The sequence below is a fragment of the Methylobacterium sp. BE186 genome (assembly GCF_031457035.1).
GTDB classification, from domain to species: Bacteria; Pseudomonadota; Alphaproteobacteria; order Rhizobiales; family Beijerinckiaceae; genus Methylobacterium; species Methylobacterium segetis.
Map to the genome: position 1 here is coordinate 81,052 of NZ_JAVDVV010000011.1, position 22,216 is coordinate 103,267.

The following is a 22,216-nucleotide window of genomic DNA, read 5'->3' on the forward strand; positions in this document are numbered from 1 at the left end:
GCGCGCGGGATTGGAAAGTCCCTCCCGTGCGACGATTTCTTAACGCGTCCGCCCGCGCATGCTACAGGCCCGCGGCCGGGCCGGTCGATCCTTCCCGCCCGAACGTCGCCCGCCCGTCCACTCGAACATCAGCCGGCCCGATGTCCTCTGCCGTCGTCACGCGTTTCGCACCCTCGCCCACGGGCTACCTGCATATCGGCGGCGCCCGCACGGCCCTGTTCAACTGGCTCTACGCCCGTCGGCACGGCGGCCGGATGCTGCTGCGCATCGAGGACACGGACCGCGAGCGATCGACGCAAGGCGCGATCGACGCGATCCTCGACGGGATGCGCTGGCTCGGCCTCGATTGGGACGGGGACGTGATCTACCAATACGCCCGGGCCGAGCGGCACCGGGAGGTGGCCGAGAGCCTCCTCGCCTCGGGGCGCGCCTATCGCTGCTACGCCACGCCCGAGGAGCTGACGCAGATGCGGGAGAGCGCCCGGGCGGAGGGGCGCCCGCTGCGCTACGACGGGCGCTGGCGCGATCGCGATCCGTCCGAGGCCCCGGAGGGCGTGAAGCCGGTGATCCGGCTGCGGGCTCCGACCGAGGGCGAGACCGTGGTCGAGGACGCGGTGCAGGGCCGCGTCGTCTGGCAGAACCGGGACCTCGACGATCTCGTCCTGCTGCGCTCGGACGGCAACCCGACCTACATGCTGGCCGTCGTCGTCGACGACCACGACATGGGCGTGACCCAGGTGATCCGCGGCGACGACCACCTCACCAACGCCGCCCGCCAGGGCCAGATCTATCAGGCGCTGGGCTGGGATGTGCCGAGCATGGCCCACATCCCGCTGATCCACGGGGCGGACGGCGCCAAGCTCTCGAAGCGCCACGGGGCGCTCGGCGTCGACGCCTACCGGGACCTCGGCTACCTGCCGGCGGCGCTCCGCAACTACCTCGTCCGCCTCGGCTGGAGCCACGGCGACCAGGAGGTGTTCTCGACGGAGGAGATGGTCGCGGCCTTCGATCTGAAGGCGATCGGGCGCTCGCCCGCGCGCTTCGACTTTGCCAAGCTCGAGAACCTGAACGGCCTCTACATCCGCGGCTCGGACGATGCGGCCCTCGTCGACGCGGTCGAGACCATCGTGCCGAGCGTCGGCGCCGAGCGCGGTCTCGCGGCCCCGCTCCCGCCGGACCTGCGCCAGCGCCTCACCGCGGCGATGCCGGGGCTGAAGGAGCGGGCCAAGACGCTCGTTGATCTCCTCGACAGCGCCTACTACCTCTACGCGCAGCGACCGCTCGTCCTCGATGAGAAGGCGAAGGCGCTGCTCGGCGAGGACGGAAGCGCGCGCCTCGCCGCCGTCTTGCCGGCGCTGGAGGCGCTGACTGAGTGGAATGCCGCGGCGACCGAGGGTGCCGTGCGCGCCTTCGCGGAGGCCCAGGGGCTGAAGCTCGGCCAGATTGCACAGCCTCTGCGGGCTGCTCTCACGGGCCGCACAACTTCACCGCCGCTCTTCGACGTGATGGCCGTGCTCGGGCGCGACGAGAGCCTCGGGCGGCTGCGGGATCGGCTTTCGGACGCCTGAACGCCGCGCCTGCGGCATACGGGCTTCGGCCCGGTTTTCGCTTGCCGTTCCCCGGCGGATGTCACCCGCCCCGTTGATGGCGCTCGGCTGATCCGCTAACCCGATGGTCCTGTGAGCAACTGCAGCAATGCTGCCGTTCCGCACCGAACCCGGGCCTCCGGCTCAGCCGACGCCCGGGGCGGCGCCGCCCCGTTGCCAGGAAAGGTCCACGCCTCCATGAGCGCATCCAGCACGATCACCGTGGACGACAAGCAGATCGAGTTGCCGGTCAAGACCGGGACGATCGGGCCGAGCGTCATCGATATCGGCAAGCTTCACGCGAAGACCGGTGTCTTCACCTTCGATCCGGGCTTCACCTCGACCGCCTCCTGCGAGTCGAAGATCACCTATATCGACGGCGACGCCGGCGTGCTGCTCTATCGCGGCTACCCGATCGAGCAGCTCGCCGAGCACGGCGACTTCCTCGAGACCTGCTACCTGATGCTGTTCGGCGAGCTGCCGACGCCCTCGCAGAAGGCCGATTTCGATTACCGGGTCACGCGCCACACCATGGTGCACGACCAGATGAACCGCTTCTTCCAGGGGTTCCGCCGCGACGCCCACCCGATGGCGGTGATGGTGGCCTGCGTCGGCGCGCTCTCGGCCTTCTATCACGACTCGACCGACATCTCGGACGAGAAGCAGCGCATGGTCGCCTCCATGCGCATGATCGCCAAGATGCCGACGCTGGCGGCGATGGCCTACAAATACTCGATCGGTCAGCCCTTCGTGTATCCGAAGAACGAGCTCGACTATACCTCGAACTTCCTGCGGATGTGCTTCGCGGTCCCGTGCGAGGAGTATCAGATCAACCCGATCTTCGCCCGCGCGCTGGACCGGATCTTCATCCTCCATGCCGACCACGAGCAGAACGCCTCGACCTCGACCGTTCGTCTCGCCGGCTCCTCGGGCGCCAACCCCTTCGCCTGCATCGCGGCCGGCATCGCCTGCCTCTGGGGGCCGGCCCATGGCGGCGCCAACGAGGCGGCGCTCAAGATGCTCATGGAGATCGGCACGCCGGACCGCGTGAAGCAGTACGTCGACAAGGCGAAGGACAAGAACGATCCCTTCCGCCTGATGGGCTTCGGGCACCGCGTCTACAAGAACTACGATCCCCGCGCGCGGATCATGCAGAAGACCACCCACGAGGTGCTCGGCGAGCTCGGCCTCAAGGACGATCCGCTGCTCGAAGTGGCGATGGAACTGGAGCAGATCGCCCTCAAGGACGAGTACTTCATCGAGAAGAAGCTCTACCCGAACATCGATTTCTACTCGGGCATCACCCTCAAGGCGATGGGCTTCCCGACCGACATGTTCACGGTGCTGTTCGCGCTGGCCCGCACCGTGGGCTGGATCGCCCAGTGGGCCGAGATGATCGAGGACCCGTCCCAGAAGATCGGCCGGCCGCGCCAGCTCTATATCGGGCCGGAGCAGCGCGAATACGTGCCGATCAACAGCCGCGGCTGAAGCCCGGTCGGCAGGACGGAACAGGGGGCGCTTCGGCGCCCCTTTTTTCTTGAGGCGTCCGGTCGCCGGCCTCATCGGAGGTGACGGCCGACATTCGCTCCGTTGCCGATCTTGTGCAACCTGCGATAAGCGCAGAACCGCAAGATCTATCACAGATAATCTGCGCCGATCCTCAACTCATCGTCCGAATGTTGTCGAAATCTTCAGATGAGCGCCGGTATCAATATTTCCCGGACCCACGGTGCCGCGCCCCGCTCTGAACGGCGTCGGCCGCCCGTCGGTCCGGTGAGGCGGGCCGGGTACGGGGCAGCGCGTGATCGAACCGGGATCGCCGCCGTGCCGGGCTCCGAAGGGCGAGGCGCGCATGAGGTCCTGTCACGTCACCGTGGTGAGCGCTGATCGCCGGCGGGCGCTGGCCTGACATGGGCGGGCACGCGACCGTGATGGGCCGGATCCGGGCCGCGGCCGCCCCGCGCGGCCGCGGGGCTCCGGGCGGGCCGCAAGGCCGCTACCGGCTCGACGTGCAGGGCGCCCTCATCAACGAGACGCTGCAGGTCGCGAACTACTCGGCAGCGGCGCACATCGTCGCGGTCCTGGCCGTCGCGGCCATGTTGTGGTCCGCCGTCAGCCACACCTACCTGATCTGCCTCGTCGGCGCGATCGTCCTCCTGGTCGGCGCCACATTCGGCTCGACGATGGCGTTCCGGAACACGTTCCGCCGCGACGTCTCCGAGGCGAAGGTTCGCTGCGCGTACCGGGTCTCCCAGGCCCTCGCGGTGGGGATCGGGTCCGCCTGGGGCTCCATGCCGGCCTATCTGATGGGGCATCCGGACAGCAGCACGCGCTACATCGCGATCGCGACGACCGCCGGCCTGATCTCCGATGCCTACGGCGTCGGGCCGATCTTCTCGGTCTCCCTGGCCCTCGTCCTGCCGATCGTCGCCGGCGCCTATATCGGCCTCTTCGGCTTCGAGCCGCCGACCGGCGCCTACCTCTCGGTCATGCTCACGGTCTACGCGGCCTTCGTGATCGCGATCACGTGGCGCACGAGCCTGCTCTCCTATCAGCGCCTGCTCGATCGGGTCGTGGTGCAGGACCAGAGCCAGACGATCGGCCTGCTCCTCAACGAGTTCGAGGAGGGCGCCAGCGACTGGCTCTGGGAAACGGACGCGCAGGGTCGGCTGCGGCATGTGCCGGCCCGCATGGCCGCCGCCCTGTCGCGGCCCCTCGCGACCCTGCCGGGGCTGCCGCTGGAGGATCTGCTCGCCAGCCACGTCATCCCCGGCCCCGGGGCCGGGGCGGCCGAGGAGTTGCGGGCCGCGATCGCGCGGCAGGTGCCCTTCCAATCCGTGACGCTGCATCTCCGGACGGATGAGGGGCGGCGGCACTGGACGATCAACGGCAAGCCGTTCCTCGATCGCGACGGCCTCTTCGCCGGCTACCGCATCGTCGGATCGGACACGACCCGGAGCCGCGAAGCCGAGGCCCGCATCGGCTACCTCGCCACGCACGATCCGCTGACCGGGCTGGCCAACCGCGCGGCCTTCCAGGAGGCGCTGACGGCGGCCTGCGGCGCCGGCGCCGAGCCGCACGCGCTGCTCTACCTCGACCTCGACGGCTTCAAGGCCGTGAACGACAGTGCCGGGCACAGCACCGGCGACCGGCTGCTGGAGGAGGTCGCCGGCCGCCTCACCGGCCTCGCCGCAGGTCGGGCTCGGGTGTATCGGCTCGGCGGCGACGAGTTCGCCCTCCTACTTCCCGATGCCGATGCGGACGCGCCGCTGCGGCTTGCGGCCCACATCGTCGCCGAGATCGGTCGCCCGTACCGGATCGACGCGCGGCACGTCGAGATCGGCGTCAGCGTCGGGATCGCCTGGACGTCGCCGGACGCGCAGGATCCGGCCAAGCTGCTGCACCGTGCCGACCTCGCCCTCTACAGCGCGAAGAACGGCGGCCGCGGGTGCTGGCGCGCCTTCGAGCCCGCGCTGGAGGCGCGGATGGAGCGCCGCCGCCGGCTCGACGTCGAGATGCGCAGAGCCCTGCAGGACGGCGAACTGGAGTTGCACTACCAGCCCTTGGTCAATCTCGAGAATGGGCGCGTCGCCGGCTTCGAGGCATTGCTGCGCTGGTTCCGGGCGGATGAGGGATTCGTGGCGCCGGGCGAGATCATCCCGATCGCGGAATCGACGGGCTTCATCGTCGAGATCGGGCAATGGGCCCTGCGCCGGGCCTGTTCGGACGCGATCGGCTGGGACGGCCTCCGCGTTGCCGTCAACATCTCGCCGCTTCACGTCCGGATGCCGGGCTTCCATGCGGACGTCGCCGCCGCGCTGGCGGATACGGGCCTCGCGCCGCATCGCCTGGAGATCGAGATCACCGAATCGATCCTGCTCGACCAGGAGACCGTCGTGCTCGAGAATCTGGCGCGCCTGCGCGATCTCGGCGTGCGCGTCGCCCTCGACGATTTCGGCACCGGCTATTCCAGCCTCAGCTACCTGACGCTGTTCGCCTTCGACAAGATCAAGATCGACCGCTCCTTCGTGCGCGATCTCGATACGCGGCCGGAGCGGACGGCGCTGGTCGAGGCCATGATGGGGATGGCGCGCGCCTTCTCGATGGACGTGACCGTCGAGGGCGTCGAGACCGAGGAGCAGTGCGAGATCCTGCGCCGGAAGCGCTGCGACACGGCGCAGGGCTTCCTCTACAGCGGCGCCCGGCCGGCCCGGGAGATCCCCGCGCTGATCCGCAGCCTGGAGGCGCGGATCGCGGGAGACGGCGCGCCCCGCATTCAGGCCGCCTGACCGGCCCGCACGGCCAGGACGAGGCGGGCGGCTTCGTGGCTCGGCGCCGCCCCGCCGGGCAGCCGCATCCGGTCGTCGAGGCGCTCCAAAGCCGCGATCTGGCGCCCGCGCTCCGGGCCGTCGCGCAGGAGCGGCAGCAGAGCCGCGGCAAGGGTCTCCGCCCGGCACGCCGCCTGCACATATTCGGGCATCGCGTTCTCGCCGAGGATCAGGTTCGGCAGCACGATCGTCGGCACCTGGATCAGGCGGCGGGCGATCACCTCCTCGATGCGCGAGACCTTGTAGGCCACCACCATCGGGACGCCGGCGAGGGCGAGTTCGAGGGTCACCGTGCCGGAGGCCGCGAGCGCCGCGCGCGCCTGCCGGAAGACCGCGTGCTTGCCCGCCTCCCCGTGCACGAGCCGGACCGGAACCTCCCAGGCCGTCGCGAGGCGCTCGATGAGGGCGCGGTGGCGGCTCACCGCCGGCAGCAGCGCCTCGACCGGCCCGCCTCCCGCGGCGATCAGCGCGAGCGTCCGGCCGAAGACCGGCATCAGCCGCTCGATCTCCGAGCGGCGCGACCCCGGCAGCACGGCGAGCCGCCAGGGCGCGCGCGCCCGCTGCTCCCGCTCCGCCGGCCCCGGTCGCAGCTCGTCCAGCCGCTCGATCAGCGGGTGGCCGACATAGGTGCAGGCCGGCCCGCCGAGGCGGCGATGCGCCTCGGGCTCGAAGGGCAGGAGGGCGAGCACGTGATCGATGAAGGGGCGCATCTTCGCGGCCCGCCACGGGCGCCACGCCCAGACGCTCGGCGAGACGTAGTCGACGATCGGCAGGTCGGGCCGGCGCTGGCGGACGCGACGGGCCACCGCGTGGGTGAAGCCGGGGCTGTCGATGATGACGAGCACGTCGGGCGCGGCAGCCACCACGTCGTCCACGGTCTCGCGGATGCGGCGCAGCAGCGTGCGGGCGCGCGCGAGAACGGGCAGGTAGCCCATGACCGCGACGTCGTCGATCGGGAAGAGCGAGGCGAAGCCCTCCGCCTCCATCGCCTCGCCGCCGACGCCGCCGAACCGGATCGGCTCCGGCGCGAGGGTGCGCAGGGCCCGGATCAGCTTGGCCCCGAGCTGATCGCCCGAATCCTCGCCCGCTACCAGCCAGATCTTCACCGGGCGCCGTCCAGTCCGATCAGGAACAGGCCGAGGCGGTCGGCGGCCGCGACCGTCTCGGCCCGGTCGATGACGAGGGTGCGCCCCGCCTGGATGGCGAGACCGGAGCATCCCGCGGACGACGCGTTGCGGATCGTGCGGGGGCCGATCGCGGGCAGGTCGATCCGCAGGTCCTGGCCGAGCTTGGCGAGCTTGACGAGGATCGTCGCGGGAAGGGGCCGGCCGAGCCCGAACGGCTTGCGGATGACGGCGCGGGCGCGGGCGAGCATGCGGTCGGTTCCTTCCGGCCCCTCCACCGCGACAACGCGGTCGGCCGCGACGACGGCCGCCTGGCCGACATCGAAGGGCGAGAGGGCCTCGATCAGGGCGCGGCCGGTCGCGATCGAGGCGCGGGCCGCCTCGTCGGGCCCGAACCGCCCGAGGCGGCCTTCCGGGCTGAGCAGGTCCGGCGCGACCTCGTGCACGCCGAGCACGCGGTGGCCGTTCTCCTCCAGCAGCGCGAGCACCGCGCGCAGCAGCCGGTCGTCCCCGCCGCCCGCGATGGCGCGCAGGGCGTCGCGGTTGCGCACGGCCGCCGCCGCGTTGAAGATCGCGGCCGGGCTCGGCCGCGCGACGCCGCCGGCCGGCACGATCGCCGCCGGCCCCCATTCCTTCAGGATCCTGAGGGTGCCGGCAATGTCGAGGAGGTCGACCGTGGCGTCGGCCCGCGCCCGCAACCGCCGGTCGGTGAAGCCGCGCACGCTCAGCACCTTGAAGGGACGCGCGGTCCGCTCCAGCGAATCCGCCACCAGTTCCGGCAGCCGCCCCGCGCCCGCGATCAGGACGAGGCAGCCCGCCTGCGCCGCCGCGCCGGCAGCCTGCGCGCGGTCGGCGGCCATCGCCGCGCTCAGGCCACGCTCGCGGGCGTCTCGCGGGGCGTGCAGATCGAGCGTCTGCCGCCCTCGCGGATGAAGGCGAGGATCTCGTTGACGGCCGCGTGCTTCTCGAACTCGGCGGCGACGTCCTCGACGCGCTCCATCAGCGTGCCCTCCGGGGCGAACAGGGCCCGGTAAGCCCGGCGCAGGGCGTGGATGTCCTCGCGGGCGAAGCCGCGGCGCTGCAGGCCGATGATGTTGAGGCCCGACAGGTAGGCGCGGTTGCCCAGCACCATGCCGTAGGGAATGCAGTCGTTCTCCAGGCCCGAGAGGCCGCCGACGAAGGCGTGCGCGCCGACGCGCGCGAACTGGATGACCGCCGCGCCGCCGCCCAGGATCGCGAAGTCGCCGACGGTGCAGTGGCCAGCGAGCATCACGTTGTTGGAGAAGACGACGCCGTTGCCCACCCGGCAATCGTGGCCGACATGGGAATGGGCGAGGAAGGTGCACTGGTCGCCGATGACCGTCTCCAGGCCGCCCCCGGCCGTGCCCGGATTCATGGTGACGCCCTCGCGGATCAGGCATTCCGCGCCGATCCGGAGCGTCGACGGCTCGCCGCGGTATTTCAGGTCCTGGGGCGGGTGGCCGATCGAGGCGAAGGGATAGATCCGGGTGCGGGCGCCGATCGCGGTGTCGCCCGCCACCACGACGTGGCTGACGAGTTCGCAGCCCTCGCCGAGCACGACCTGAGGCCCGACATGGCAGAACGGTCCGATCCTGACGCCCTCGCCGATCCTGGCTCCGTCCTCGACGATGGCGCTCGGGTGGATCATCGGGCCGCTCACTCCGTCACCAGCATGGCGCCGATCTCGGCCTCCGCCACGAGGGTGTCGCCCACGCGCGCCTCGCCGCGGAACCACCACATGGTGCGGCGCTGGTTCAGCTTCTTCATGTGATAGCGCACGGTGTCGCCGGGCACGACGGGCTTGCGGAACTTGCACTTGTCGATGGTCATGAAGAAGACCTGCTTGGTGCGCAGATCGTCCGTCATGATGTGCCGGCAGCAGATGGCGCCCGCGGTCTGGGCCATGCCCTCGATCAGCAGCACCCCGGGGAAAACGGGCAGGTCCGGGAAGTGCCCCGTGAATTGAGGCTCGTTGATCGTCACGTTCTTGATGCCGATGCAGCTCTCGTCCCGGTCGATCTCGATGATCCTGTCGATCATCAGGAACGGGTAGCGGTGGGGAAGCAGCTCCAGGACCTTCTGAATATCGGCCGAGCCGAGTTCGCGCGCCGTCTCGCTCATCGGTTTTTGCACCTCATCACGCTCAAACAGGCGGCCGTCGCAGGCCCTGCACGCCGTTTCATCGAAGCTGAGAGCGTCTTCGTCAGAAAAAGGGGCGGACGCAAGACCCGAGCGTGACGGCCGCCCTCAGGCCCGGCTCAGTACGGCCCGCACCTTGCGCCCGAGGCTCGCGGCCGTGAACGGCTTGACGAGGAGGTCGACGCCCTCGTCGAGCCGGCCGTGATGGATGATGGCGTTGCGGGTGTAGCCCGTGGTGAAGAGCACCTTGAGGGCGGGGCGCAGGCGCAGGGCCTCGTCGGCGACCCTGCGGCCATCGAGGGGCCCGGTCAGCACCACGTCGGTGAAGAGGAGCGCGATGTCGGGCTCGCTCTCGATCAGGCGCAGCGCCTGCGGCCCCTCCGCCGCCTGGAGCACGCGGTAGCCCGCCTCCTCCAGAGCGGCGACGGTGAAGGCGCGCACCATCGGGTCGTCCTCCACCGCCAGAACGGTGAGGCCGGGCTGGGGTGCCCGCTCCAGCACGCCGGGGATCAGCGTCGGCGTCTCCATCGGCTGGGCCGGATCGCCGGAGGCGCCGGTGGCCCTGGCAAGACGGGGGAAGTAGAGCTTGATCGCGGTGCCGTGGCCGACCTCCGAGTAGACCGCGACGTGACCGCCGCTCTGGCGCATGAAGCCGTAGACCTGGGCGAGCCCGAGGCCGGAGCCCTTGCCCGGCGGTTTGGTCGTGAAGAAGGGCTCGAAGACCCGGCTCAGCACCTCCGGCGGCATGCCGACGCCCGTGTCGCAGACGGCGATCATCACGTACTGGCCCGGCCGCAATTCCTCGTGGTTGGCGGAATAGGCCTCGTCGAGATAGGCGTTGCCGGTCTCGATCGTGAGCGCGCCGCCCTCCGGCATCGCGTCCCGCGCGTTGACGGCGAGGTTGAGGATCGCGCTCTCCATCTGGTTCACGTCGGCCTGCGTCAGCCAGAGGCCGCCCGCGAGCACGGTCTCGACCGCGATCGGCTCGCCCAAGGTCCGGCGGAAGAGGTCCGACATGCCGGAGACGAGGCGGTTCGCGTCGACCGTCTCCGGGCTCAGGGGCGACTGGCGCGAGAAGGCGAGAAGGCGGTGGGTCAGGGTCGCGGCCCGGCGCGCGCCCTCCATCGCGTTGTCGATGCCGCGCAGGACGCGGGCGTCGATATCCGCCGCGCGGCGCTGGGCCATCTCGAGATTGCCGATCACCACGGTCAGCAGGTTGTTGAAATCATGCGCCACGCCGCCCGTGAGGCGGCCCACCGCCTCCATCTTCTGCGCCTGCCGGAGCTGCTCCTCGGCCCGGCGGCGCTCGGCGGCTTCCGCGGTGAGCGCGTCGGCCGCCGCGCGCCATCGGCGGGAGGCGAGCTTCTCCTGCCGCATCTGCCGCAGCGCGAGGAGCGAGAGGCCGAGGAGGCAGCCCGCCGCGAGGGCGGCCACCACGGCGTAGCCGGTCACGTGGCGCCACCACACTTCGAGGATTCCGGCCTCGCTGAGGCCGAAGCCGATATAGACCGGGTAGGGCTCGACCCGCCGAAGGGCGAAGATGCGCGGCACCCGGTCGACGGCCGAGACGGCCCGGTAGGGCCCGGCGTCGCCGCGGGTGATCGCCTGCATCATCGGCGCGTTCGGCGGGAGGGCGGTCAGGTCCGTCTTCGGCTCGCGGGCGAGGATCTCCCCGTCGGCGCGAATCAGCACGACATTGTGCTCGAGGTCGGGGTCGACCTCCCGGTAGAAGGTCTCGAAGTAGCTCCGGTCCACCGAGAGGGCGATGGCGCCCTGGAACGTTCCGTCCGGGCTCTGCACCCGGCGGGCCACGTTGAAGATCGGCTGGCGCGACTGCCGGCCGAGATAGGAGCGCGAGACGAACAAGTCCCTCTCGTCCGCGCCGGTGAGGGCCTGGAACCAGTCGCGGTCGGTGAAGTCGATGGACGTATCGGCCGGATGGGCGCGGCTGCTCGCCCGCAGCCGCCCCTGCGCGTCCGTGATCGTGACCGTGGCGACTTGATCGTAGCTCTTCTGCAGGTCGGCGAGGAAGCGGTGGAGGTCGAGGCGGTCCTCCTCCCGGGACCAGTCGATGAAGCGCAGGCGCCCGTTCACCCGGTCGATGATCAGCTTCTGGGTCTCGAAGACCTTGATCGCGTGCTCGTGCAGCACGCGCAGGGTGCGCTCGACGCGCCCGTCCGCCTCGCGCAGCACCTCGCGGCGGCTTTGCCAGCTCGCGAGCGCGAGGAGCAGGGCGGGAAGCAGGAGCGAGACGACGAGGAGTGCGCGGCCGGCCCGGATCTCGGCGCCGGCGGGCGGCGCCTCAACGGGAGCGGCCACCGAGGGCACCTCCGAGGCCTTGCTCGAGCCCATGGTATCGTATGGCCCCCGCCGAATCGATGCTCATGCAAGCTGCCTGACCTTAGCCATGCGCGCGGTCGCGGATAGATGGCGCACGATCGGATTGCTCGTTCGCGCCATCCCCCGGCGCGGCGATGGTGTCGCAGAGCCATGCCGCCCGGCGCCTTCCCGCGCGGTCACCGCGATCGGTCCAATCCGACGCATCCGCGCGTTCGTGATGCGGCAGGTCGTCGAGGGGGCGGCGAGCCCGCCTCGATCGATGCACCGGTCGGGATCCAGTCGGGCCGCGCTTCGGGTGGGGGCCTCTCGGCGCGGCGGCTCAGTCGGCGGATTCGTCCCGCTCGCCGCGGGCGGAGCGCTCCGCGAGCCTCGCGAGCGTGGTCATCTCGCGGAACCAGGCGCGGACGGGCTTGGCCGGCGTGCCGCCCCACCGGCTGCCCGGCGGAACGTCCCGGTTGACGTTCGAGGAGCCCGCGATCTGCGAGCCCTGGCCGATGCGCAGATGCCCGACCACGCCCACCTGCCCGCCGAGCACCACGTAATCCTCCAGCGTCGTCGAGCCGGAGATGCCGACGCCCGAGACGATGACGCAGTGACGCCCGATCACGACGTTGTGGGCGATCTGCACGAGGTTATCGATCTTGGTGCCCTCGCCGATCACCGTGTCGCGGCTCGCGCCCCGGTCGATGGTGGTGTTGGCGCCGATCTCGACATCGTCCTGCACGATGACGCGGCCGATCTGCGGCACCTTGATGTGGCTCGCGCCCATGGCGAAGCCGAATCCGTCCTGGCCGATGCGGGCGCCGGGATGCACGATGACCCGATTGCCGACGAGGGCGTGCGTCAGCGTCGCGCCAGCCCCGATGCTGCAATCCCGGCCGATCCGCACGTTCGGGCCGATGGCGGCACCCGGGCCGATCACCGTTCCGGAACCGATCTCGGCGCCGGGCCCGATCACCGCGCCGGGATCGACCCGCACGCCCTCCTCCAGATGCGCCTCGGGATGGACATGGGCGCCGGGTGAGACGCCGCGGCCGCCGAAGAGCGAGGCGGGGCGCATCGCGTCCGGGTGCAGGCGGGCCAGAAGGTTCGCGTAGATGCGGTAGGGGTCGCGGGTGACGAGGGCGACCGTCGCGGCCGGCACGCGCGGGGCGAAGCGGGGCGAGACGAGGCAGACGCCGGCGCGCGTCGCGGCGAGCGCGTCGCCGTAGCGGGCGTTGTCCATGTAGGCGAGATCGGCGGGACCGGCGCTCTCCAGCGGCGCGGCGCCCGTCAGGAGCGTGGCCGGGTCAGCCCCCTCGGGCAGGGAGAGACCGGCAGCCTCAGCGATGTCGCCGAGGCTCAGCGTGCCGTTCGCGGTGAAGAAGACGGGATCGGACATGCCGGACAACGCGCCACCCGGGGATGCCGGATGGCGCGCGACCCTTTGTCTTAGAAGCGCGAGCCGCCCGAGAAGCGGAACGCCTGGATCTGGTCCTTGCCGACGCGGCCGAGCGGCGTGACGAAGCCTTCGTCCTTGGTGAGGGCGTAGGCGTAGTCGAAGCGGATCGGACCGAGGGGCGAGTTCCACAGGATCGAGGCACCGATCGAGGAGCGGATCTTCGCGTTGTCGCGCACGTTCACGCATTCCGGCTCAACGCCGATGGTGAGCGCGTTGTAGTTGCAGGCGCCGCCGGGCGCGATGCCGTTGATGAAGGCGTCGCCGTTGACGTTGAAGGTGCGGCGGCCGTGATAGCCGAACAGCGTGCCGGCATCGGCGAAGACGGCGCCCTTGATGCCGAGATCGCGCGGGACGCCCCAGATCGGGAACTGCACTTCGAGGGTGCCGCCCACGTAGGTGGAGCCGCCGATCGCGTTCGAGCGGCTGTCGGAGATGCCGACGTCGCGCGGACCGATGCCGTTCGGCGCGAAGCCGCGGACGAGCGACGGGCCGAGGAAGAACTGGTCCGTGATGCGCAGCGGGTTACCGTCGAGGGCGGAGATGTGGCCGCCCTGGAAGCGGACGAAGCCGACGACGTCTTCCCAGATCTCCTTGTAGTAGCGGGCCTCGCCCGTCACGCGGAAGAACTTCGAGTCGCCGCCGAGGCCGGCCACGTCCGGCTTCAGCTCGGCGTAGACGCCGTTGCGGGGCGCGCCCACGTTGTCGAGGGTCGAGTAGGCCAGCGTCAGGCCGGCCAGCGAGGTGAGCGTGTTGCCCGTCGAGCCCTTGAGCGCGATCGAGGCCTCGCCGTTCAGGGCGCAGTTCGTGTTGGAGACGTTGTTGAAGCCGTAGACCGCGAGGCCGCCGACGTTCTGGCCGTTGAGGATGGTTCCCGGCGCATAGGTCTGGGTGAAGCCCGGGATCGGGTTCGAGCAGTCGTTGTAGGGCCGCTTGATCGAGTTCGGGATCGCGAGCTCGGTGTTGTAGAGCGAGTAGCGGAGCGTGACGCCGAACTCTTCCGTGATCGGCAGGCCGAGGCGGAGCTGGCCGCCGTAGACCGTCGTCTCGTAGCGCGAGTAGCGGGTCAGGTCGCTGTACTTGTAGAAGGCGTCGAAGCCCGCGGCGAGGCGGTAGCCGAGGAAGTACGGCTCGGTGAACGAGAAGTCGAAGCCGCGCGTGTACTGGCCGCCGGTGCCGGCGACGCGGACGTACTGGCCGCGGCCGAGGAAGTTCGATTCCGAGATCGAGACCTCGCCGATGATGCCGTCCTGGGTCGAGAAGCCGCCCGCGACGGAGAACGAGCCGGTGGGCTGATCCTCGACGTCGATGTTGATGATGACGCGGTCCGGCGCGGAGCCGGGCTCGTTGGAGAAGCGCACCTTCTTGAAGAAGCCGAGGCCGTTCAGGCGGCGCTCCGCCCGGTCGGTCAGGACGCGGTTGTAGGCGTCGCCCTCGGAGATATCGAGCTCGCGGCGGATGACGTAGTCGCGGGTGCGGGTGTTGCCGCGGACGTTGATGCGCTCGACGTAGACGTGAGGGCCGTCCTCGACCACGAAGCCGAGGGAGACCTGCTGCGTGCCGCGGTCGCGCTGGCCGGTCGGGCGGACCTGCGCGAAGGGGTAGCCCTGGCGGGCGATCTGGGTGGTCACGCCGGTGAGGGTCTTCTCGACGTCCTCGGCATTGTAGACGTCGCCGACCGAGGCGCGGATCTCGCTCTCGAGGCCGGCCGTGTCGACGCCCGGCAGGCGGGAATCGATCGCCACGGCGCCGACGCGGTACTGGGCGCCCTCCTCGATCGTCACGGTGACGATCCAGCCGGACTTCTCGCCCTCGGGCGCCTCGACGTAGCGGGCATCCGCGTTGACGACGCGGAAATCGGCGTAGCCGTTCTTGAGGTAGTAGCGGCGGACGAGCTCGACATCGGCCGCGATGCGGTCCGGGTCGTAGACGTCGGAGGTCTTGACGAAGCTCAGGAGGTTCATCTCCGACGAGCTCATCAGCTCCTTGAGCTTGCCCTCGGAATAGGCGTTGTTGCCCACGAAGTTGATGGCGACGATGCCGGTCTTGTCGCCCTCGTCGATCGTGTAGATCACGTCGATGCGGCCGTTCGGCAGGTCGACCGTCCGGTAGCTCACCTTGGCGCCGCCGCGGCCGGCCCGGCGGTAGACCTCGCGGATGCGCTGGATGTCGGCGTTGACGGTGTTCAAGCTGAACGGGCCGCGGGCCTTGGCTTCGACGACGCCCTCCAGGGTGCCCTTCTCGACCTTCTTGTTGCCCTCGAACACGACGCGGTTGATGAGGTTGTTCTCGCGGACCGTGACGACCGTGCGACCGCCGCCCTGCGAGACACGGACCTCGGAGAACATGCCGCTGGCGAGCAGGTTGCGCCGGGCTTCCTCCGCGGAGCCGGAGGCCGTCCCCGTGACGTAGGAGCGGATCGTGTCGGAATCGACGCGGCTGTTACCCTGGACGACGATCTGCTGCGCCTGCGCGGTCCCGCCCAGCGCGACACCGGCGGCTGCGGCGGCGACTAGGACGATGGCCCGTTCCACCGACTTCCGCCGGCGCTTCCCCGTCATCGACATCATGTAATCGCCCGTCTGTGTTTTTATCGGCACGGGTTCGCACCCGTAGGCAGGCAGCCGTTGCCCGACCGTCCTGCCATCTGGTCCCAGCCCAGCTTCTAGCGGGATTCCCTACCGAAGCAAACGCTCCGAGGAACCCGCTCCTTGGGATTTTGGAGGGTCGTGGCCTTCGCGCCACTTAACGATGCGGGAGATTTCCTCAGCATCGCGCATCAGGGTGAACGGCGCGTAAATTCGCGAATTCGCGAGGCTTTTCAAAACGGTGCGCGATCACGTCAACGGCTCGTCAACCTTGACGGCGCCGGCGCGCGCAGCCCGGCGCCGTCCGAATATGGCCGAAATCCGCCCTGCGCGCGGCGCCCGTGCGACCGCCGGTTGCTGGGAATGCATTCATCTCCCTCGAAACGCGAAAGGCCCGCCGGATCGCGGCGGGCCCTCGCGGCGGACGCGTCGGGGTTCGGCTCAGGTGCCGCGGCCCCAGGAGGCGCCGAGATTGAGGATGTCGTTCCAGGCGGCGAACAGCATCAGCATCAGCACCAGCGCGAGGCCGATGCGGAAGCCGATCTCCTGCGCGCGCTCGCTCAAGGGCCGCCCGCGCACGGCCTCGAAGGCGTAGAACATCAGGTGCCCGCCATCGAGGAGCGGCACCGGGAACAGGTTGAGGAGGCCGATCGAGACCGACAGGAGCGCGACGAGCCCGACGAGGCCGCCGACGCCGCCGGCCTTGGCGACCTCGCCCGAGACCCGGGCGATGCCGATCGGCCCCGAGAGCTGGTCGGCGGATTCGCGGCCCGTCACCAGCTTGCCGAGATAGTCGAAGGTGCGGTCGACCACGAAATAGGTCTCCTGCACGCCGAGCACGAGGGACTGGACCGGGCCGTACTCGACGAGCTTCGCCTCGCTGCCCTTCGGGCCCTGGATGCCGAGGCGCCCGAGCCGGTGGCGGCCGAAGGGCGTGCGCTCCTCGTAGACCTCGGGCGTCGCGACGACCTGCGTCTCGCTGCCCGCGCGCTCCACCGTGAAGGTGAGGGTCGAGTCGGCGCTCGCCGAGACCGTGCGCTGCATGGCGATGAAGTTGCCGACCGGCTTGCCGTCGATCGCCTTGATGACGTCGCCCGGCTGGAAGCCGGCGCGCGCGGCGGCGCTGTTGGGCATCACCGCCTCGACGCGCGGCGGCAGCTCGTAGCGCCCCCCGAGCCAGATGGCGCCGCCGAAGAGCGCGATCGCCAGGATGAAGTTCGCGACCGGGCCGGCCGCGACGATCGCCGCGCGCTTGGCGACGGGCTGCGTCGGGAAGCTGATCGCCCGCTCGCGCGGGCTCATCCGGGCCACCGCCTCCGGGTCCGGGATGCTGGCGCCGTTGGCGTCCCCGTAGAATTTCACGTAGCCGCCGAGCGGGATTGCGCAGAGCTTCCAGCGGGTGCCGTGCCGGTCGTTGAATCCGACGATCTCCGGCCCGAACCCGATCGAGAAGGCGTTGACGCCGACCCCGCACCAGCGCCCGACCAGGAAGTGCCCCATCTCGTGCACGAAGACCACGATGGTCAGCACGATCAGGAAGGGGATCACCGCGCCGAAGAAGCCGCCGGCCGTGCCGACCATGGCGTTCAGAAAGTCCATGCCGTCGTTCCTCGGGGCCCGCGCCGGGCCGCATCCTTGCCTGTCGGCATCCGTCTAGCAGATCGGGAGGCCGCCAAGCCAACGCAAACCCGCGTGAGGGGGCGGGAAGGTCGCACGCGCCGCACCGGCAGGCGAGCGCCCCGCTCCGGGAGCGCCCGTTTTCCCCGCTATTCGCGGCGCTTCAATGGCCGGCCCCGGCCGGCCCCGCGGCGCGCGGGCGCCGGATCAGGGGCGTCGCGCAGGCCATGGCGAGGAAGAGCCCGGTCAGCACGAGGAACACGTCCGAGAAGCTCATCAGCAGGCCCTGCACCCGCACCGTGTTGGCCATCGCCTTCAGCGCCTGCGCGTTGGCGTCGCCGCCGAGCACCTCGAACTGGCGGCGCATCGCGTCGAGGCGCTCCAGCACGGCCGCGTTCGTCCAGGTGAAGCGCTCGTGGAGCCGGGCGAGATGCAGGTCCCAGCGGTCGTTCAGCAGCGTGTTGATGAGGGCAAGCCCGACGGCGCCGCCGAGATTGCGCGTCAGGTTGTAGAGGCCCGACGCGTTCTTCATCCGCGCCGGCGGCAGGGTGCCGAGCGCGATGTTGTTGATCGGGATCATGCACAGCATCAGCGAGCAGCCCCGCAGGACCTGCGGCAGCAGGAGCTCCCAGAAGTCCCAGTCCTTGGTGAGCCCGGTCACGATCCAGGTGCCGGCGGCGAAGCCCGCGAAGCCGATCGCCATCAGGACGCGCGGGTCGGCGCGCCCCGAGAAGCGGCCGGCGATCGGCGCGGTCGCGAACATGGCGAGGCCGGAGATGAACATCGTCTCGCCGATCTGCAGCGCCGAGTAGCCGCGCACCCGCCCGAGATAGACGGGATAGAGGTAGGTCAGGCCGTAGAGGCCGATGCCCATCACGAAGCTGAAGACGCAGCCCGCCGCGAAATTGCGGTCGCCGAAGGCCCTCAGGTCGACGATCGGCTCGCGGGCCGTGAAGGCGCGCCAGAAGAAGGCGAGCCCCGAGACGGCGCAGACGATCGCGCAGGTGAGCACGGCCTCGTCGGCGAGCCAATCGTGGTTCGGCCCCTCCTCCAGGACGTATTCGAGGCAGCCGAGGAAGCCCGCCATGAAGGCGAGGCCGAACCAGTCGAAATGCTTGAACAGGTCGAGGTTCGGTTTGTCGAAATCGACGAGGAGGTAGGTCGAGACCGTGACGAAGATGCCCGGCACGATGTTGATGAGGAACAGCCAGTGCCAGGAGAACAGGTCGGTCAGGTAGCCGCCGACGGTCGGGCCGATCGTCGGGGCGAGGGTCGCCACGAGGCCGATCATCGGCGAGACGATCGGGCGCTTGGAGGGCGGGAAGATCGTGAAGGCCGAGGCGAAGACGGTCGGGATCATGCCGCCGCCGATGAAGCCCTGCAGCGCCCGCCAGACGATCATCTCGTTGATCGTGGTCGAGGTCGAGCACATCAGGCTCATCAGGGTGAAGCCGCCCGCCGCGATCGTGAACATCCAGCGCGTCGAGATCACCCGCGACAGGAAGCCCGAGAGCGGGATCATGATCACTTCCGCGATCAGGTAGCTCGTCTGCACCCAGGGGATCTCGTCGGCCGAGGCCGAGAGGCCCGCCTGGATCTCGGCCAGGGAGGCCGAGACGATCTGGATGTCCAGGATCGCCATGAACATCCCGAACACCATGCAGAGGAACGCCACCATGCGGCGCCGGTCGAGGGTCGGCTCGGCGGGGGCGGTCGATGCTGCCGGTGCGGCCATGGCGGGTCCCGCCTCCTACTCGTGGCCCGCGGTGCGGACGCGTCCCTCGCCGGCCTCGCGCGTGTCGACGCGCGCCGTCACGGAGAGTCCGGGCCGCAGCAGGCCCTCCTGGGCGACCGCCACCGGCACGCGGATGCGCACGGGCAGGCGCTGCACGATCTTGGTGAAGTTGCCGGTGGCGTTGTCGGGGGGCAGCAGGCTGAAGACGGAGCCCGAGGCCGGCGACAGGAACTCCACCTCGCCGACGATGTCCCGGTCCGGATACGCGTCGACCGCGATGTGGACGGGCTGGCCGGGGCGCATCCGGGCGAGCTGCGTCTCCTTGAAGTTCGCGTCGACGCGCACGCTCTGCAGCGGTACCAGGGCCGCGACGCGGGAGCCCGGCGAGACGTAGGCGCCCGCCTCAACCGCCTTGTTGCCGACGACCCCGTCGAAGGGCGCGCGGATCGTCGTGAAGGCGAGGTCGCGGGCCGCCCTCTCCTCGGCGTTCTTCAGTTCCACCGCGAGGCTCTCCGCCTCGCGTTGCTGCGCGCGCAGAACCTCGACATTGGCCTTGGTGGCCGCGAGCGAGGCTTCGGCCCCCTTCACGGCCGCATCCGTGCGGTCGCGGTCGGCGCGGGCCTGCTCGATGCGCGACTTCGCCACGAAATCCGACTTCTCCAGCGCCTGCTGGCGCCCGTAATCGGCGGATGCGCGGACCGCGTCGGCCCTGGCGGCGTCGATCTGGGCGACGCCTTGCGCGATCTGCGCCTGAGCCGCCTCGATCTGGTGGCCGATCCGGCCGATCGTCGCCTGCTGGGTCAGGAGCTTGTCGTGCGCCGCCTCGAGAGCGAGGCGGTAATCGCCGTCGTCGAGCGTCGCGATCACGTCGCCCTTGCGGACCGACTGCCCGTTGCGGACGGGAACGGCGGCGAGGTAGCCGGGGACCTTGGCCGCGAGAACGGAGATGTCGGCCTGCACGTAGGCATCGTCCGTCGAGACGAAGAAGCGGCCGAGCGTCCACCAATCGTAGGCCTTGTAGCCGCCGCCACTGAGCGCCGCCGCGAGCAGCAGGAGGAGCGCGAGCCTGCGCACGCGGCGGCGGCGCGAAGGCGGGCTCGGGGCGAGGACGACCGGGGCCGGAGCTGTGGCGAGAGCCGGCACGGTTCCGGGCACGCGCGATGCGGGGACCTCGTCCGCCGCCTCGTCGGGGCTCGTCGTGATCGTCTCGTGCCTCGCGGTCTCGTCCTCGCGCAGGGACATCGGCTCACCCGTTGCAATCTCTGACCGAACCGTTCGGTCAAGCCTCCGCGCAGGTTGACCCAGACGGAGCGACAGGACATATCTATGATGACTGAACGGTTCGGTCAATGCATTCTCGGACAGCGCGGCCGTCGCGACGCGACGGCGGGCCGCCCGGATTTCGCGCCGTGAGCGAATCCGCCAGAATGCCGGTTTGGTGCGTGAGTGAGACGACGATGACGAGCGACGCCGCGATCCTGGAGCCTGCCGGTCGCACCTCTGCGGACGGCGACAAGCGCCGGCAGATCCTCGACGGCGCGCGCGCCGTGTTCCTCGGCTCCGGCTTCGACGGCGCGAGCATGGGCGAGATCGCCCGGGCGGCCGGCGTCTCGAAGGGCACGCTCTACGTCTACTTCGACAGCAAGGAGGCGCTGTTCGAGGCGCTGACTCTGGAGGAGAAGCGCTGCCTCGCCGAGGCCCTGTTCCGCCTCGACGCGGACGATCCGGACGTGCGCGCGGTGCTGATGCGCCTCGGCCTCACCTACCTGACCGAGATGATCCGGCCTGAGCACGTCCAAGTGATCCGCATGGTGATCGGCGCGAGCGAGAAGTTTCCCCGCTTCGGTCAAGCCTTCTTCGAGGCGGGCCCGGCGCAGGGGGCGGCGCGGCTCGCGGCCTATCTCAGGACGCAGGTCGCGGCCGGGCGGCTGGTGATCGCCGATCCCGACCTCGCGGCCAAGCACTTCCTCCACCTGACGCAGGCCGGCCTGCTGACCCGGCTCCTGTTCTGCGCCGGCGGACCCGTGACGGAGGCCGAGATGCGCTACCGGGTCGAGGAGGCGGTGCGCGTCTTCTTCGCGGCCTACGGCCCGGCGGCCTGAGCCTGCCTCAGCCCGCGGCGCGCTGCTGCGGCAGGGCCTTGCCGCTCCAGGCGCGCACATGCGCGTCGATGGCCAGCGCCTCCTCGACGTCGGCGGGCGCCGTCCGGTAGGTGCCGGCGAAGTGCTCGCAGGCCCGCCCCACCAGATCGGCGATGCCGTAGAAAGCGATCTCGCCGCGGATGAAGGCGGCGACCGCGATCTCGTTGGCCGCGTTCATCACGGTCGGCGCGGCCCCGCCCTCGGCCAGCGCCGCGCGGGCGATCGCGAGGCAGGGAAAGCGGGTCTCGTCGGCGGGCTCGAAGGTGAGGCTGCCGGCCGCCGCGAGGTCGAGATTCCGCCCGCGCGCGATCGAGAGCCGGTCGCCCAGGCCGAGGCAATGGGCGATCGGCACCCGCATGTCGGGCATGGCGAGGCCCGCGGTCACGGCGCCGTCGCGCCAGTAGACGAGGCCGTGCACGATCGATTGCGGGTGCACGATCACGTCGAGCCGCTCCGGCTCGATCGCGAACAGGTGGTGCGCCTCGATCAGCTCCAGCCCCTTGTTCATCAGGGAGGCGGAATCGATGTTGATCTTCATGCCCATCGACCAGGTCGGATGGGCCGCCGCCTCGGCCGGCGAGGCCGCCTGGATGCGCTCGCGCGTCCAGGTCCGGAACGGGCCGCCGGAGGCCGTGATGGTCATCTTGGCCACGTCCGAGACGCGGCCGTCGCCGAGGGCCTGGGCGAGCGCGTTGTGCTCGGAATCGACGGGCAGCAGGCGCGCCTCGTAGCGGGCGGCGTCGCGCATGAAGGCGTGGCCCGCGCAGACGAGGCTCTCCTTGTTGGCGAGCGCGATGGTGCGGCCGAGGCGCAGCGCCGCGTGGGTCGGCTTGAGGCCCGCCGCGCCGCTCACCGCCGCGACCACGATGTCGGCCTCGCGGGAGGCCGCCTCCAGCACCGCGCTCTCGCCGGCGCCGCAGGCGATGCCGGAGCCGGAGAGCGCCTCGCGCAGGGCCGGGCCGGCGCTCTCGTCGGCGAGCGCGGCGAACTCGGCGCGCATCTCGCGGGCGAGCTTGGCGAGCGCTGCCGCGTCCTTCCCGCCAACGAGGGCGCCGACGCGGAAGCGGCCGTCGTGCTGGGCGAGGAGATCCGCGGTCGAGCGGCCGATCGAGCCTGTGGCCCCGAGGATGGTGACGGTGAGAGACACGGGCAGGCTCCT

Annotated in this window: 15 protein-coding genes; 4 read left to right on the forward strand and 11 right to left on the reverse strand. The window is 70.5% G+C overall.

The window, feature by feature from the left end; genetic code table 11:
- Positions 1-140: 140 nt before the first annotated feature.
- From gltX to J2X36_RS13560, 3 genes are all read left to right on the forward strand, one after another.
- The gene (gene gltX, locus J2X36_RS13550) at positions 141-1,568 is read left to right on the forward strand and encodes a glutamate--tRNA ligase (protein ID WP_132257343.1); all 1,428 of its coding nucleotides are present in this window, start codon (positions 141-143) and stop codon (positions 1,566-1,568) included.
- A gap of 216 nt (positions 1,569-1,784) precedes the next feature.
- A complete protein-coding gene (gltA, locus tag J2X36_RS13555; protein WP_132257341.1) occupies positions 1,785-3,074 on the forward strand; it encodes a citrate synthase in 1,290 nt (429 codons plus the stop codon).
- 422 nt (positions 3,075-3,496) lie between these two features.
- Complete coding sequence (locus tag J2X36_RS13560; protein ID WP_310350452.1) at positions 3,497-5,875, forward strand: EAL domain-containing protein; 2,379 nt, start codon at positions 3,497-3,499, stop codon at positions 5,873-5,875.
- Here the strand turns inward: J2X36_RS13560 and lpxB are convergent.
- From lpxB to J2X36_RS13610, 10 genes are all read right to left on the reverse strand, one after another.
- Positions 5,863-7,020 (reverse strand): lipid-A-disaccharide synthase, encoded by a 1,158-nt coding sequence (gene lpxB / locus J2X36_RS13565; RefSeq protein ID WP_310350455.1) that lies wholly within the window; start codon positions 7,018-7,020, stop codon positions 5,863-5,865. The two genes, J2X36_RS13560 and lpxB, sit on opposite strands and share 13 nt — an antisense overlap.
- A complete protein-coding gene (locus J2X36_RS13570; RefSeq protein ID WP_132257334.1) occupies positions 7,017-7,898 on the reverse strand; it encodes an LpxI family protein in 882 nt (293 codons plus the stop codon). The genes lpxB and J2X36_RS13570 overlap by 4 nt, the downstream gene beginning before the upstream one ends.
- An 8-nt stretch (positions 7,899-7,906) precedes the next feature.
- Positions 7,907-8,719 (reverse strand): acyl-ACP--UDP-N-acetylglucosamine O-acyltransferase, encoded by an 813-nt coding sequence (lpxA, locus tag J2X36_RS13575; protein ID WP_310350459.1) that lies wholly within the window; start codon positions 8,717-8,719, stop codon positions 7,907-7,909.
- Positions 8,716-9,180, reverse strand: a complete 465-nt coding sequence (gene fabZ / locus J2X36_RS13580) for a 3-hydroxyacyl-ACP dehydratase FabZ (RefSeq protein WP_132257328.1) — start codon at positions 9,178-9,180, stop codon at positions 8,716-8,718. Before fabZ ends, lpxA begins: the two co-directional genes overlap by 4 nt.
- Positions 9,181-9,306: 126 nt before the next feature.
- Positions 9,307-11,517: an ATP-binding protein gene (locus J2X36_RS13585; protein ID WP_310350465.1), complete on the reverse strand. Its 2,211-nt coding sequence runs from the start codon at positions 11,515-11,517 to the stop codon at positions 9,307-9,309.
- A 340-nt stretch (positions 11,518-11,857) separates the two neighbouring features.
- Positions 11,858-12,919 carry a UDP-3-O-(3-hydroxymyristoyl)glucosamine N-acyltransferase gene (lpxD, locus tag J2X36_RS13590; protein WP_310350468.1) on the reverse strand — a complete coding sequence of 354 codons (1,062 nt, stop codon included), beginning with the start codon at positions 12,917-12,919 and terminating at the stop codon, positions 11,858-11,860.
- Positions 12,920-12,969: 50 nt separating this feature from the next.
- Positions 12,970-15,546, reverse strand: a complete 2,577-nt coding sequence (gene bamA, locus J2X36_RS13595; protein WP_310350470.1) for an outer membrane protein assembly factor BamA — start codon at positions 15,544-15,546, stop codon at positions 12,970-12,972.
- A 459-nt stretch (positions 15,547-16,005) separates the two neighbouring features.
- The gene (rseP, locus tag J2X36_RS13600; RefSeq protein WP_132257317.1) at positions 16,006-17,163 is read right to left on the reverse strand and encodes an RIP metalloprotease RseP; all 1,158 of its coding nucleotides are present in this window, start codon (positions 17,161-17,163) and stop codon (positions 16,006-16,008) included.
- A 181-nt stretch (positions 17,164-17,344) separates the two neighbouring features.
- Positions 17,345-18,916: a DHA2 family efflux MFS transporter permease subunit gene (locus J2X36_RS13605; protein WP_310350473.1), complete on the reverse strand. Its 1,572-nt coding sequence runs from the start codon at positions 18,914-18,916 to the stop codon at positions 17,345-17,347.
- Positions 18,917-18,931: 15 nt separating this feature from the next.
- Positions 18,932-20,158, reverse strand: a complete 1,227-nt coding sequence (locus J2X36_RS13610; protein WP_310350474.1) for an HlyD family secretion protein — start codon at positions 20,156-20,158, stop codon at positions 18,932-18,934.
- 215 nt (positions 20,159-20,373) lie between these two features.
- On the opposite strand from J2X36_RS13610, the gene J2X36_RS13615 reads away from it, so the two are divergent.
- A complete protein-coding gene (locus J2X36_RS13615; protein ID WP_310350478.1) occupies positions 20,374-21,018 on the forward strand; it encodes a TetR/AcrR family transcriptional regulator in 645 nt (214 codons plus the stop codon).
- 7 nt (positions 21,019-21,025) lie between these two features.
- Here J2X36_RS13615 and dxr read toward each other — a convergent pair whose 3' ends face one another.
- A complete protein-coding gene (gene dxr / locus J2X36_RS13620; protein WP_310350480.1) occupies positions 21,026-22,204 on the reverse strand; it encodes a 1-deoxy-D-xylulose-5-phosphate reductoisomerase in 1,179 nt (392 codons plus the stop codon).
- Positions 22,205-22,216 lie beyond the last annotated feature (12 nt).